The 14338-nt window shown below is 45.7% G+C and carries 12 protein-coding genes; 2 read left to right on the top strand and 10 right to left on the bottom strand.

The annotated features are described in order from the left end of the window. Positions 1–51: 51 nt before the first annotated feature. Entirely contained in the window at positions 52–1110 is a 1059-nt protein-coding gene (gene ytvI, locus OXB_RS09805; protein ID WP_041073831.1) for a sporulation integral membrane protein YtvI, read from the top strand. A 43-nt stretch (positions 1111–1153) separates the two neighbouring features. Here the strand turns inward: ytvI and OXB_RS09800 are convergent, their stop codons facing one another. The 7 genes from OXB_RS09800 to cyoE form a co-directional block, all read right to left on the bottom strand. Beyond that, positions 1154–1615, bottom strand: coding sequence for a DUF420 domain-containing protein (locus OXB_RS09800; protein ID WP_041073829.1), 462 nt, complete (start codon positions 1613–1615; stop codon positions 1154–1156). 26 nt (positions 1616–1641) lie between these two features. Next, positions 1642–2613 (bottom strand): cytochrome c oxidase assembly factor CtaG, encoded by a 972-nt coding sequence (gene ctaG / locus OXB_RS09795; protein ID WP_331711202.1) that lies wholly within the window; start codon positions 2611–2613, stop codon positions 1642–1644. A gap of 101 nt (positions 2614–2714) precedes the next feature. Continuing rightward, positions 2715–3062, bottom strand: a complete 348-nt coding sequence (locus OXB_RS09790) for a cytochrome C oxidase subunit IV family protein (protein ID WP_041073825.1) — start codon at positions 3060–3062, stop codon at positions 2715–2717. Position 3063: 1 nt separating this feature from the next. After that, complete coding sequence (locus OXB_RS09785) at positions 3064–3690, bottom strand: cytochrome (ubi)quinol oxidase subunit III (RefSeq protein ID WP_041073823.1); 627 nt, start codon at positions 3688–3690, stop codon at positions 3064–3066. After that, a complete protein-coding gene (locus tag OXB_RS09780) occupies positions 3690–5564 on the bottom strand; it encodes a cytochrome c oxidase subunit I (RefSeq protein WP_041073821.1) in 1875 nt (624 codons plus the stop codon). The genes OXB_RS09785 and OXB_RS09780 overlap by 1 nt, the downstream gene beginning before the upstream one ends. A 35-nt stretch (positions 5565–5599) precedes the next feature. Beyond that, positions 5600–6661 carry a cytochrome c oxidase subunit II gene (coxB, locus tag OXB_RS09775; RefSeq protein ID WP_041073818.1) on the bottom strand — a complete coding sequence of 354 codons (1062 nt, stop codon included), beginning with the start codon at positions 6659–6661 and terminating at the stop codon, positions 5600–5602. A gap of 97 nt (positions 6662–6758) precedes the next feature. Then, on the bottom strand, positions 6759–7676 hold the full coding sequence (gene cyoE / locus OXB_RS09770) for a heme o synthase (protein WP_041073816.1): 918 nt from the start codon (positions 7674–7676) through the stop codon (positions 6759–6761). A gap of 395 nt (positions 7677–8071) precedes the next feature. Here cyoE and OXB_RS09765 point away from each other — a divergent pair, with 395 nt between their 5' ends. Then, a complete protein-coding gene (locus OXB_RS09765; RefSeq protein ID WP_041076603.1) occupies positions 8072–8986 on the top strand; it encodes a COX15/CtaA family protein in 915 nt (304 codons plus the stop codon). Between the two features lie 138 nt (positions 8987–9124). On the opposite strand, the gene pyc is transcribed toward OXB_RS09765, so the two are convergent. The 3 genes from pyc to OXB_RS09750 all read right to left on the bottom strand — a co-directional run bounded on the left by pyc (position 9125) and on the right by OXB_RS09750 (position 14226). Next, positions 9125–12565 (bottom strand): pyruvate carboxylase, encoded by a 3441-nt coding sequence (pyc, locus tag OXB_RS09760; protein WP_041073813.1) that lies wholly within the window; start codon positions 12563–12565, stop codon positions 9125–9127. Continuing rightward, positions 12565–13746, bottom strand: a complete 1182-nt coding sequence (locus tag OXB_RS09755) for an FtsW/RodA/SpoVE family cell cycle protein (protein WP_041073811.1) — start codon at positions 13744–13746, stop codon at positions 12565–12567. The genes pyc and OXB_RS09755 overlap by 1 nt, the downstream gene beginning before the upstream one ends. Before the next feature lie 198 nt (positions 13747–13944). Continuing rightward, positions 13945–14226: a YlaN family protein gene (locus OXB_RS09750; RefSeq protein ID WP_041073809.1), complete on the bottom strand. Its 282-nt coding sequence runs from the start codon at positions 14224–14226 to the stop codon at positions 13945–13947. Between the last annotated feature and the right edge of the window lie 112 nt (positions 14227–14338).

The raw sequence follows: 14338 nt of genomic DNA, 5'->3' as shown, positions 1-14338 counted from the left end.
TTCCCCTTTTGGGTATAATTGAAATAGTTAAGGTTTTTGGGGGAATGACGGTTGGCAAAATGGCTTACGAAACGAAACTTTATTATTCTTATGAGCATCATCTTGGTTATTTTACTATTCGTGTTCATCGTACCGGTGTCCTTACCGATCATCTTTGCACTGATCACGGCTTTACTGATCGATCCTCTTGTCCGGCTCGCGGAAAAAAGAGTTAAATGGAACCGCAAAATTTCCGTCATCTCGGTATTCATCTTCATCCTCGCTATCGTCACTTCCATTCTATATTATACGGTGACTCGCCTCATAGGGAAAATCATCCATTTCACAAAAGAGGCCCCCAATTATTTCAATTCCATGTCGGGGTTATGGATTGATTCACAGAATAAGTTATTTCAATATACGGCAGGTATGCCGGACGACGTAGTGAAGGCAATCCAAAAAGAGTTCAAAAATATTTTTGAATCCATCCGGGATTCGGTATTGGACTTGCTAAGTTACCAACGTATCATGGACCTGATGACTGACATTCCTAATCTCCTCGTCGCTTTGCTCGTGTATTTGATTGCCCTTTTTTTATTCATGCTTGAATTGCCTGAACTTAAAAAGACGCTATTCAGACATTTGACAACATCGACAGCCGAAAAAGTGCGATATATGATCACGAAACTAAACACTGTCATTTTCGGTTTCATGAAAGCCCAGCTTCTCGTCAGTTTCATCATTTTAGCAGTGACATTCATAGGGCTGCTCATCATCGCGCCGAAATACGCCGTTGTCATGTCACTCGTCATCTGGATCATCGACGTCATTCCGATTCTTGGGTCGATTATTATCCTGGTGCCATGGTCGCTGTATCATTACATAAGCGGGGATGTCGCCATGGGCACGAAGTTAGCGATTTTAGCGGCTATTCTCCTTATCATCCGAAGGACGGTAGAGCCAAAGGTGATGGGTTCCCAGATCGGGTTATCACCGCTTCCGACATTAATAGCGATGTTCATCGGATTGAAGCTGTTTGGCTTCCTCGGCTTTTTCCTCGGACCACTTATTGTCATCCTTTTTACAACAGCAAGAGAAGCAGGAATCATCAAACTCAGCTTCAGAATATGATAAAAAACACGCGACCTGTCGTCTGGGTCACGTGTTTTTTTGCTTACAATCCTAATATCGCTTTGAAAACCGACGTCGTCTCCCCGCCTTTATAGAAAATATAAAGAAGGAGATAGACAGCCACCCCTGTAATGGCAGTGAAGAACCAGATGATACTCGTAACAGGGCCGATTTTGCGGTGACGCACCAAATTCTGCTTCAGGCCCGTGTAAAGCGTGATTATGCCGAAAACGGCCCCCGTTGTCGCTAAAAAAATGTGAAAGCTAAGAAATATCGTATAATACACTTTTAAATGTTCCGGTCCGCCAAAAGCGGTATTCCCGACAAACACCGTCCGAGAAAGGTAAATGATGAAAAAGAGGAGCGCCGAAACCGCAGCAGCCAGCATCGTCTTCTTATGCGCTTCAATTTTTTTCTTCCGAATCAAATACCACCCGATTGCAACCAGCACCGCCGACAGAACAATGAAAAAGGTGCTGATTGTAGGAAGCAATGGGACATTCATTCATTTCCCCTCTAATCTTACAATTTTTACCGATTCGGTTGATTATACATGGATAATCTTTGATGTTCGATAAGGGCTTTTTCCGTTATTTCATCTGCATTATCCCGTTCGTTTCTATGCCAAGCTAGGAAAAACTTCCCTAGGAAAATCATGTAGATGATTTCTTGGACAATTTTCATTATGATGCCGCCCAATTGTTGATCATAAATTGTCGACATATTCGAAAACATTTCAGGTCCCGAAATTCCTAAACCGGCAAGCCCTGAGAGCATACCAGCCGGAACACATAGAGCCATCGACTGTAACCAAGCTTCTCCACTCGCATAGGTCAAATACATCGGATTCGGATTAAAAATAATAAGCGCACATGCAGGTGTAATTAAGATCGTACTTAAAATCATAAGACCGATTTTCAACAAACTATGCACGCTTTTCTGATTCGGCATCGTATTAACGAGTGACCACCAAAAGAAAACAGCCGATAGGAAAAGTGTGATTGTAAAAATGGCATGGTATATCAAGCTCAACTTTATCTCGTCCAGCACATCCGGATAATGGTACAAGGAAAACATAAGGGCAAAAATAATGATACTTACTATTGGTTTGGTGAAAATAGTGAATATTTTTCCAATGATTTTGGTATCCAGTACTTTTTGCCACATCCAATTCGGTATCCCCATGATGAATAGTGGAGCTATAAGAAACAGCAAGACTGCCATCTGAATCATATGAACATAAAACAAAATATGCCCAAGTAAATCAACAGGAGAGCCTTTCACAATGTATAGTAATAACATGGCCACTGAAAAATAAATGATTTCTTTTTTCGTAACAGGAACCGCCCCTTCAATACGATCACGCCATTTTACAGTGAGTAAAAAGTACAAAACCATTAGAAGAACCAGCGTTAAAAAAAACCAAGGACTCCATAGCGCTCGGAATCCAAATATACTTAAAGGCATACGCGCTTTCGCTCCTTCGTTATCGTCTCGTTTCATTATAAGTCGAATGTTCGCAGAACGCAATGAACGAACTATGACAAATACTCATTCAAAAAACCTGTAAAAGTCGAATGACTTTTACAGGTTTTTTGATTTATTTACCACCAAACGATTAAAACATAGCCAAGCAGCATTGCAAATCCAAGTATCATACCTACATACATGAATAAGGAAGCAACTCCATGACCTTCCTCATTCATATGCATGAAATAATACAATTGTAAAGTCACTTGAACTGCTGCAAATAACAAAATAATAGGTATGATGAAGTAACTAGAAAATCCCGTTATTTCATTTTGGTAAGCTGTTACAATCGCAAATGATACAAGCGTCAAGAAAATCATCAAGGAAAACATTGTCACTTGTCCACGCATTGACTTTTTTGAACGTCTTTGTGCTAATTCAAGCTCTGCAGATGATTTGTTATAAACTTGAATGTCCGCCATCTTAACCTATCACTCCCATCAAGTAGACTACAGTGAAGATGAATACCCAAACTACGTCAATGAAGTGCCAATACAGTGAGAACGTATAATATTTCGTCGCATTGTACAAGTTCAATCCACGCTTCGCATTACGGAAAATGAGTAGCGTAATCCAAACAAGTCCGACTGCAACGTGGAAACCATGTGTTCCGACAAGTGTATAAAATGCGGAACTGAACGCACTATTGCTGTAAGTGAAACCCAATCCGACATAGTGTGAGAACTCATACACCTCGAGCGCCAAGAAGCCAAGTCCAAGGAATGCTGTGATTGCGAGCCACAATTGCATCTTTTTGAAATTATAGTTTTTCAGATGATACATCGCATAGACACTCGTAAGTGATGACGTCAATAGCAGCATGGTCATTACAAAGACAAGCGGTAATTCATAAAGGTTTTGCGTACTAAACTCAAGTCCGCTTGGTCCTTTATTTTTCAGGGCAAGATAACCACCGAATAGCGTTGCGAAGAGAATGATCTCTCCGGCAAGGAAGATCCAAAAACCTACGAACTTATTTTTCGCCTCATGCGTAGCTCTCTCCGGATGATCCGGCCATGTTTCAGGGGTGAATTTTTGGTTGATATCCATCAGTTAGTCCCCCCTCTGCTTTTCAAATCTCGAAGAACATCTTCCTTCTTCACATAGTAACCAAGGTCATCTTTTGCTGAACGGATGCCCATCGCAATGAAAGTAAGTAGAAGACCAAGGATTAGAACTATTAGGCCCCAACTTGTTTCTGCGCGGTACATTGCACCAAAACCGGCAATGAAAAGACCTAATGACATGAAGAATGGGATGATGGAACCATTTGGCATGTGAATATCCACAACAGGTCCCGCCGGTGTGAATCCAGATTTATTCCCTTCCATCTTTTCAATCCAGACAGTGTCAAGTCCGCGCACAAGCGGTGTCTGTGGAAAGTTATAAAATGGTGGCGGTGATGGGACTGCCCACTCGAGCGAACGTCCATCTTCCCAAGGATCATTAGAGACCCGCACATTTTTAACCGTTGTCACGATGATATTGATGACAAGAACCGTAAATCCAACCGCCATTAGAAGCGCACCAATCGTACTGATATAGTTGGCTGTATTCCAGCCTTGTCCGTCCATGTATGTCCAAACGCGGCGTGGCATACCCCAGAAACCTAACCAGTGCTGGATTAGGAACGTCATATGGAAACCGATGAAGAAGAAAACAAACGTGATTTTACCAAGCTTCTCACTTAGCATCGTACCGAACATTTTTGGCCACCATAGATGTAGACCAGCAAAGATGGCTAATACAACTCCACCAACGATTACATAGTGGAAGTGAGCAACGATGAAATACGAATCGTGCAATTGGTAGTCAAGTGGGGCCGCACCTTGCATAACACCCGTGACTCCCCCCATTACGAACGAAGGGATAAATCCTAGAGCGTACAACATCGGAGTCGTAACTTTGATGCTACCTCCCCAAATTGTGAGCAGCCAGTTAAAGATTTTAACCCCGGTAGGAACCGCAATCGCCATCGTCGCTACTGCGAAGATCGCATTTGCTGTCGGACCGAGTCCGACTGTAAACATATGGTGGGCCCAAACCATGAACCCAAGGAAACCAATCAGGACAGTAGCGAATACCATCGCTGAATAACCGAAAAGGCGTTTCCGTGCAAAGAGAGCAAAGATTTCTGAGAAAATACCGAAAGCCGGTAAAATTAGAACGTACACTTCAGGGTGACCCATAATCCAGAAGATATGCTCCCAGATAATTGTATTCCCACCCATGGTATGATCGAAGAAGTTCGCCCCGAACATACGGTCGAATGTTAACATGAACAATCCGATTGTAAATGGCGGGAATGCAAACAGGATCAAAGTGGATGCAACAAATGTCGTCCATGTGAACATGGGCATACGCATGTAAGTCATCCCAGGTGCACGCATGTTAATGATCGTTACAATGAAGTTAATCCCTGCGATCAATGTACCTCCACCAGCAATCTGAAGACCGATTGCATAAAAGTCCATCCCGTGTCCCTCGGATGCGATCGCTAGTGATGTATAGGAAGTCCACCCTGCATCCGGAACGTGTCCGAAAAACCATGACAAGTTCAAGAATATTCCACCGAAGATGAACATCCATAAACCTAATGAGTTAAGGAATGGGAACGCAACATCGCGTGCCCCGATTTGCAAAGGCATAATATAGTTCATAAATCCGAACAATATAGGCATGGCAGCTAGGAAGATCATCGTCGTACCGTGCATCGTAATGAGCTCGTTAAAAAGCCCCGCACTGACTAGATCATTGTTTGGCGTAAGAAGCTGTAGACGAATGAGCATTGCTTCGATCCCACCGAGGATGAAGAAGAACAAGCCGCCGAAAAGGTACATAATTCCAACCTTCTTATGGTCGACGGATGTCACCCAGTCATATACTGTTGCACCAAAACCTCTTTTTTGAGCAACTGAACTCAATTTGTTTACCTCCTCTTCAAATTCACATCGACAAATTATTTTTCAACGGATAAGCCCATGAGGTACTCGGAAAGTGCATCTAGTTCCGCATCACTCAGTTGAGGGAATGATGGCATTGTGTTGCCAGGTTTGTGTTTTTGTGTATCTGTTATCCATGCTTTCAGATCTTTTTCCGTGTAGTCCATGAATCCGGCAATGCGGTTACGGTCACCGAAAGTTGCAAGGTTCGGCCCTTGCGCACCGGATTCACCTACACCGGAAACTGCGTGACATCCGATACAGCTTTGTTGGAACACATCCTGACCTTGTGGATTTGCAACCACTTGGTTATCCGCAGTCGCCTGCATGGAAGCTACCCATTGGTCAAATTCAGCGCGTGGCAATGTTTTCACTTTGAAATCCATAAGTGCGTGTGATGGTCCGCAAAGTTCAGCACATTTTCCGTAGAATACGCCGTCTTTAAGACCTTTTGATTCTTTTTCGAATACTAAATAAAATTTATTGACGTTTTCAACGTTCGTGTCCAACTTACCACCGACCGCTGGAATCCAGAACGAATGCTTTACATCCGCTGCAATCAGATTGAAGTACACTCTTTCATCAGTCGGGACAACCAATTCCTGAGCCGTCACGATACCAAGATCAGGATATTCGAATTCCCACCAATATAGTTTTGCTGTCACGTCGACAACGAGGTTTTCCGCATTTCCATCTTCATCTACAGCATCCATCGCTGCCACATCCCCGAGCTTGTAGGTGTAATAAACCGTAGGGACAGCTAGGATCAGAACAAGGAGGATCGGAATAATCGTCCATACAAGTTCAAGTGTGTGGCTCCCCTCTACTTGTTCAGGGATATGATCTCCACCCAATTTTGAACGTCGGAAACGAACGAGTGAAATTACGTAGATGACAACGACAACAAAGATAACGAGCAACATAATTGCTGATGACAATAGCAGCAAATTGAATTGGTCTCTTCCGACTTCACCGGCGGGAAGGAGCGTAGATAGCTCTTCTTGTCCACACCCGGCAAGGAACACTGTCAGAACTGTCAAAAGAGAAAAGAGACGCCACTTTTTGAGTCCTTTCATCATCGCTTAATGATACCTCTCTTTCTAAAAAAATGTTTTTTCTAATTTTGAGGACTGATGACCTCTCTATGTGAATTCCTGTGTTAAGAAAGAATTCCGGTTAGATAAAGATAGAAAAGATGATCATCGCTACAAACAGGATTGTCATGTAGTTCAGTGAATAGATGAACATGGAAGTCGCCCATTTCAAATCATCTTCTGCCTTAAAGCCTCTAACGGCAAGGAAAAGCCATCCAAGGTTCAGCAACGTTGCAAGAACTATGAAACCCATTCCCAAAGGCATAAGCAAGAGTGGCAAGGGCAACAGCAAAAGCACCCAGCCAAGCATCGACTTCTTTGTCCTGGCAAATCCTTTAACAACCGGCAGCATCGGAATATTCGCGGCCCGGTACTCCTCCGTCCGACGCATCGCCAACGCGTAGAAATGCGGCGGCTGCCAGATGAACATAATCAGGAACAGCGCCCATGCTCCGGGTCCAAGCGAAGGCTCAACTGCTGCCCAACCGATCAACGGCGGGATTGCACCGGAGATGCTCCCGACAATCGTATTGGCGACGTGCTTCCGCTTCGACCACATCGAGTAGAGAACAACGTAACTGAACACCCCTGCAAGACCCCAAAGGCCTGCTTGCATGGATGCGGAGAACAGAAGTATTTCACCGAGAACTATGAACGTGAGTGCGAGTGCCAAAACAGCCGGTGCTTTAAAGCGGCCTGTCACAGTCGGTCTCGATTTTGTCCTTGACATGATCGGATCGATATCGCGATCAATCAGATTATTCAGCGCCGCAGACCCGGCGATGATCAACCCCGTTCCAGCAATCGCATAGACAAGCAGATCAAGATTGTGCAGAAAGCCTCTGCCAGTAAATCGAAATGCTAGGAATAGTCCGGTGAAAGTCGTAATCAGATTTGAATTGACGATTCCGATTTTGATGAGTGCAAGGAAATCCTTGAAAGCCGATGCCGTTTCCACTTCCGGTTTGACCGCCGTCGAAATAGTTCGACCGTTTGACATATCCCCCCTCCTTTCAAAGTTGTCAGCGAAAACCGCTATACATGCTACTATATCGAAATTTAGGCATGATTTCTATAGATATAATCAAAAATCCCCAACTTCCACGGTACCTCGACAAAAATCAAACAAAGCTTTCTCGAGTTGAATCTGTCAAATTGCTTTTCGCTGCATAAATAGTTTTTTTCAGATAATCCCTCACCCTCCCCTATGATAAAGCATTTCACTAACCCATTTGTGAAGTTAAAGGTTCTTTTTTATGAACAATTTGTGAAATGAAGGGGTGGAATGCCGAATTCCTCTGTTGGACATTGTTTTTTCGTTTTTTTTTCGTTATCATCGACAAAGCAGGGCCATTCTTATCAATGGTCATTACTTATAAAGTAGGTGTTTTATTTTTGCGATATAATAAATATTTAAAATGGTTCGCGGTCGCTTCGACAGTCGGGATGTTGCTGATTCTTCTCGGCGGCGCCCTGGTGACGAAGACGGACAGCGGAATGGGATGCGGACGGCATTGGCCAGGGTGCAACGGCCAACTTATCCCCGATGAAATCACAGCCGAAGTGCTCATCGAGTTTTCCCATCGCCTCGTTACCGGAGCGGTCGGAATTTTAATTGTCGTTTTGGCGGTCTGGTCTTGGAAATCGATCGGCCATATTCGGGAAACCAAATTTTTGGCATTCATGGCTGTTTTCTTCCTGATTTTGCAGGCACTTATCGGAGCAGCTCAAGTGTTATGGGGACAAGGTGACTTCATCCTCGCTCTGCATTTTGGCATCTCGCTCATTTCTTTCGCCTCTGTCCTTCTGTTGACTTTGCTCATTTTCGAGGTGGACCAGAAATTCGATACGGATAAAATCCGTATTGGCAAGACATTGAAATGGCATACAATCGGCGTATCCATCTATTCATATATTGTCATCTATACCGGGGCGCTCGTCCGTCACACAAATTCAGGGCTTGTTTGCGCCGATTGGCCGCTTTGCCACAACGGGCGGTTCGAATTACCGGGCAATATGTATGAATGGGTGCAGATGGGGCATCGTGCCGCCGCAGCTCTCATCTTCATCTGGATCGGTGTCATCGCCATTCATGCATTCCGCCATTACAAGGATCAACGTGCCATCCTATGGGGCTGGTTCATCGCCTTCCTGTTGGTGACGGCGCAAGTGATCACAGGAATGACCGTCATTCTGACCAAGTTGAACCTTTACGTGGCTCTGTTGCATTCCCTGTTCATCTCTTTGCTTTTCGGCCTGTTGACGTATATGGTCCTACTCGTTTCAAGAGCCAAGGACAGCAAACAATAGAAAGTCAATGGCGCACTTCCTTATACTAACCATTAATACGATAAATTAATAAAAGCATCCGGAGTTTCTCCGGATGCTTTTTCTCTGGGCGCCTAATTAGATATCCTGTGCTGGCGAGGACACTCATTCCTTTGTTTGTTACGAATGATCCAGTTCGATGAGCAAGTCACCGGTTGCAATCGATTCCCCGGCACTGACATGAATGTCTTTCACAACTCCATCGAAAGGTGCTTGGATGGTCGTTTCCATCTTCATCGCTTCCGTGATCAACATATGCTCGCCCCGCCTCACTTTCGTTCCTTTGGAAACCGCGACCTTCAGGACAGTTCCTGGCATCGTGGCTGCGATATGCGATTCGTTTTGAGGATCGGCTTTCTGTTTTTTCACCGTATCGGATTCGATGCTCATATCTTCGATGATGACTTCGCGCGGTTGTCCATTCAGTTCGAAGTAAATGACACGAGTTCCATCGGATTGCGGCTCACCGATGGAAACCAGTTTGATGATGAGCGTTTTGCCCTTCTCGATCTCCACTTCGATTTCCTCACCCAGCCGCATCCCATACAAGAATTCCGGCGTACTCAAGACGGAGACATCTCCGAACATTTGATGCGTTGCGCAATATTCCTCGAACACTTTCGGATAAAGCGCGTGCGCCAGCATTTCGTGGCTCGTCACCGGGCGCTCCAGTTTTTCATTCAATTCAGCACGAATCTTGTCGAAGTCTTCTTCTTCGAGCAATTCGCCCGGGCGCACCGTGATCGGTTCCCTGCCTTTCAAGACGACTTCTTGAAGCTCCTTCGGAAATCCGCCGTACGGCTGCCCGATATACCCTTCAAAAAACTCGATGACCGATTCCGGGAAATCGATCGACTTTCCGCGCAGCAAAACAGATTCTTCATCCAGATCATTTTGCACCATGAACAATGCCATGTCCCCGACGACCTTGGAGGATGGAGTCACTTTGACGACATCCCCGAACAACAAGTTGACACGAGAATACATATCTTTCACTTCATCCCAGCGTTCGCCCAATCCGACCGCCTTCGCCTGTTGTTGAAGATTGGAGTACTGGCCGCCTGGCATTTCATGGACATAGATTTCCGAATGAGGGCTCATCATGCCGCTTTCGAAATGCTGATAATATTTCCGGACATCTTCCCAGTAGTACGACAAATCTTCCAACGACTTGACATCAGCCCGGACTTGGCGCTCCCCGCCTTGCAAAGCGTAGTAGAGGGAACTGGCGGACGGTTGGGATGTGAGCCCCGCCATGGCGCCAAGCGCTGTATCGACGATGTCGACTCCCGCTTCGATGGCTCGTGCGTACATGAAAATACCGTTACCGCTCGTATCATGGGTATGCAAATGGATCGGCAACTCGATCGTTTCTTTTAATTCAGAAATCAAACGATAGGCCGCTTCCGGTTTCAGCAATCCTGCCATATCTTTGATAGCTAGAATATGAGCACCCGCTGCTTCCAATTCCTTCGCCATCTCTTTATAGTACCCGACTGTATACTTCGCACGCGAATCATCCAAAATATCACCAGTATAGCAGATGGCCGCTTCGGCAATTTTACCCGAGGCACGTGCCTCATCAATGGCGACTTCCATTCCTTTGATCCAGTTCAGGCTGTCGAAGATGCGGAACACGTCGATTCCCGCTTGCGCCGATGTGGCCACGAACTCGCGGATGACGTTATCCGGATAGTTTTTATAGCCTACTGCGTTCGCTCCCCGAAGCAGCATCTGGAACAATACATTCGGAATTTGTTCCCGCAGCTTCAATAACCGTTCCCACGGGCTTTCTTTCAAGAAACGGTATGCGACATCGAAGGTGGCCCCTCCCCACATTTCATAGGAGAACAGGTCTGGCATCAGGCGGGCCGACTCGGATGCAATCGACGTAATATCAGCAGTCCGGACACGTGTGGCAAGTAAGGATTGGTGCGCATCCCGGAATGTCGTATCCGTCAGCAGAACATCCTCCTGATTCTTGATCCACCGGACGAGTCCTTCAGCACCCTGTTCGTCCAAGATCTGCTTCGTTCCTGCCGGTGCAGGCGTAATCAGATCGACTTTCGGCTTCCTGGCTGGATGGAATAGCGGTTTCGACTGTTTTCCGATTCCCGGAAATCCGTTGATGGTGACGTTACCGATATAGTTGAGCATTTTCGTCCCGCGATCTTTCCGATGAGGAAATAAAAATAGTTCCGGCGTGGAATCGATGAAACCGGTATCATAGTCCCCGGTTAAGAATTTTTCATGTTTGACGACGTTTTCAAGGAACGGAATATTCGTTTTGATTCCACGGATCCGGAATTCCTGCAAATTACGATCCATTTTGCCGGCCGCTTCACGGAATGTCATGCCCCAAGTCGACACCTTCACGAGTAAGGAATCATAATGCGGCGTGATGACAGCCCCTTGGAACCCGTTTCCGGCATCGAGACGAACTCCAAAACCGCCGCCGGAGCGATACACCATCAATTTCCCGGTATCCGGCATGAAATCATTCAAGGGATCTTCCGTCGTCACCCGCGATTGGATGGCGTAGCCGAATAGCGGAATCTGGGCCTGTACTGGAATCGCGGATGGTCCTTCATGGAGGTTCTGTCCATCAGCAATATGAATCTGAGCGTGAACGATATCAATTCCCGTCACCATTTCCGTAATGGTATGTTCCACCTGGATCCGCGGATTGACTTCGATGAAATAGAAATTTCCGTCCGCAACAAGGAACTCGACCGTTCCCGCATTCATATAATTGACGTTCTTCATTAGTTTCACAGCTGCATCACAAATTTGGCTACGCAATCCATCGTCCAACGAAATCGACGGCGCCACTTCGACTACTTTCTGATGGCGGCGCTGGATCGAACAGTCCCGTTCATACAGATGGACAACGTTGCCGAACGAATCACCCAAAATTTGGACTTCGATATGCTTCGGCTTCTTGATGAACTTTTCCACATATACCTCATCCGAACCGAATGCGGACTTCGCTTCCGATCTGGCGCGTTCATACGCCTCGAACACTTCATCGGCGGACTGGACGATCCGCATCCCGCGGCCTCCGCCACCGAGCGAAGCTTTGATGATGATCGGGTAGCCATGCTCCTCCCCGAATTGTGAAACATCCCCCACTGACGTTACAGGGCCATCACTCCCCGGAATGACGGGAATCCCTGCTTGAATTGCCTGTTCCCGTGCTTTGACTTTGTCCCCGAACATGTCCAGATGCTTTGAAGTCGGACCGATGAAAATGATTCCTTCCTCCTCCAAGCGTCGTGCAAACTCCTCATTCTCCGCTAAGAAGCCATAACCCGGATGGACTGCATTCGCCCCGGAATCCTTCGCGATTGCGATGATCCCTTCGATGTCCAAATAGGCATCGATCGGTTTTTTCCCTTTCCCCACAAGGTAGGACTCGTCTGCCTTGTATCGATGAAATGACCCACTATCTTCCGTCGAATAGATGCCGACCGTCGGAATGTTCAATTCCGTACAAGCCCGAAATATGCGGATTGCAATTTCTCCCCGGTTGGCTACAAGAATCTTTTCAATCTTTTCCATCACAAGGCACTCCCTCTTCTTTTCGTTTTTTCATATTTAGTGAATATTGACACATTCATCAATATTCCTAAAGATAAAGATAACAGAATAACAGAGGTTCCGCCATAACTTATAAATGGCAGAGGGACGCCGGTAAGAGGAATCAGCCCTGTCAAGCCCCCTAGGTTGACAAACGTCTGAATGCCGATCACACTGCCGATTCCGGCTGCCAGCATCCGCGCATGTGGGTCTTTCGCCTGTAGGGCAACGTAGAGTGCACGGAGAACGATAAAGCCGAGTCCCCCAATTACAATAAGGGATCCGAACACACCAAGCTCTTCTGAAATGACAGCCATAATGACATCTGTCTGCGGTTCGGGTAAATACCCCATTTTTTGGACAGAATTCCCTAGACCTAGTCCTTTTACCCCTCCTGCACCAATCGCAATATATCCGTTCGCAATTTGATAGCCGGACCCTTGCAAATAATCGAATGGATTCAAGAAAGACAGCAACCGGCCTTTTCTCGAGTCCGTCATGACGAAATCCCATGCAACAAAAATGATCAAAGCAACGGGAATCATGGCCATCGTTACAATTCCACTTAACTTCATGAAAGTCTTTTTCTTGATTCCGCTTGCGGCCAGGACGGAGAGCGAACCGATAATAATAATGAAAGCTGTCCCGATATCCGTCTCAAACATGATCGAGACGATAGCAAGAACGAGAATCAAAATAGGCGGTCCGATCGATTTGTTAATATTATCTATCGTACCGGCTTCATATTTCTTTGCAAAGACACTCGCAAAATAGACGATGATTACAAGCTTCGCCACTTCGGATGGCTGGATATTGCCTAACGGTGTCTTGATCCAGCTATTCGCTCCGACGTGATCCCCCGATCCGATGAAATGGACCGAGAACAGGAGACAGAGCATGCCGATCACGGAAACAATCATCAATTTTTTTCTTTTATAGTTTTTATACGGAAAAAAGGCGGCCATGAAGAAAGCGGGTATCGCGATTGCAAGATTAATGAGCTGTCTCCTGTAATAATGATCTGAAGCATACTCATACCGATTCACAGCAGCTCCCATACTCGCGCTGTAGATCATGACGAGCCCGAACAGGCAAAGGATCAGATAGGTAAAAAACAGAGGAAAATCAAAATGCTTCAATAAGCGCCTTATATATAGTTTCATAGCAATACCTCTTCTTCAATCAATTGGCAAATCTCCCTTGCCGGGAATCTCTTTTTTCAGCTTTACTCGAGATCGACCTTCCCCTACTTTAACGTGTCAGGCTTAACTGGAGTTCCCGAAACGCAGCGTTCTAACCCATTAAGTAAAGTACGAAATTAAACAAAAAACTCAAACTTTGGACGAGTTTGAGTCTTCGGCTTATTTTTTTGTATATAATTCGTGCAGGACCGTCATCTCTTTTTCGAGCAGGGACAGGATTTCATTCCCTTTATGCCTTTCAATGAGCCCGAGTTTCACCGCAAATTCAATTTCACGGGATAGCCCGTACATTTGGGTATCGAGGACTTCTTCATATAAAGGGCACTGCGGCATTGTCAGATGGTCCATTTGCACCTTAATCAGTTGGGCGATCTTATCGGCATCAGCTTGAAGCTGTTTCAAAGCCTTCTCTTGGTATGTCTCTTGCAAATCCGTATCCATGAGGGTCCCCTCACCAACCTTTTTCTAATCGGTTATTATGAATAAATTGTATCTTTTGAGACGTCAAAAAGCAAGTGTTTCCCTTCCGTCAACAATGGATCCCGCCCTAAAT

The organism is Bacillus sp. OxB-1 (assembly GCF_000829195.1).
In the GTDB taxonomy this organism is placed as follows: Bacteria; Bacillota; Bacilli; order Bacillales_A; family Planococcaceae; genus Sporosarcina.
The sequence above is the reverse complement of the archived record's forward strand: the minus strand, read 5'-3'. Positions and strand labels throughout refer to the sequence as shown.

Coding starts and splice junctions, on each gene's coding strand:
- ctaG (WP_331711202.1), bottom strand. CDS start 2,613: ATGAAACGAGACGATAACGAAGGAGCGAAAGCGCGTATGCCTTTAAGT.
- cyoE (WP_041073816.1), bottom strand. CDS start 7,676: ATGTCAAACGGTCGAACTATTTCGACGGCGGTCAAACCGGAAGTGGAA.
- pyc (WP_041073813.1), bottom strand. CDS start 12,565: ATGGAAAAGATTGAAAAGATTCTTGTAGCCAACCGGGGAGAAATTGCA.
- OXB_RS09755 (WP_041073811.1), bottom strand. CDS start 13,746: ATGAAACTATATATAAGGCGCTTATTGAAGCATTTTGATTTTCCTCTG.
- OXB_RS09800 (WP_041073829.1), bottom strand. CDS start 1,615: ATGAATGTCCCATTGCTTCCTACAATCAGCACCTTTTTCATTGTTCTG.
- OXB_RS09785 (WP_041073823.1), bottom strand. CDS start 3,690: ATGGATATCAACCAAAAATTCACCCCTGAAACATGGCCGGATCATCCG.
- OXB_RS09750 (WP_041073809.1), bottom strand. CDS start 14,226: ATGGATACGGATTTGCAAGAGACATACCAAGAGAAGGCTTTGAAACAG.
- OXB_RS09790 (WP_041073825.1), bottom strand. CDS start 3,062: ATGGCGGACATTCAAGTTTATAACAAATCATCTGCAGAGCTTGAATTA.
- coxB (WP_041073818.1), bottom strand. CDS start 6,661: ATGATGAAAGGACTCAAAAAGTGGCGTCTCTTTTCTCTTTTGACAGTT.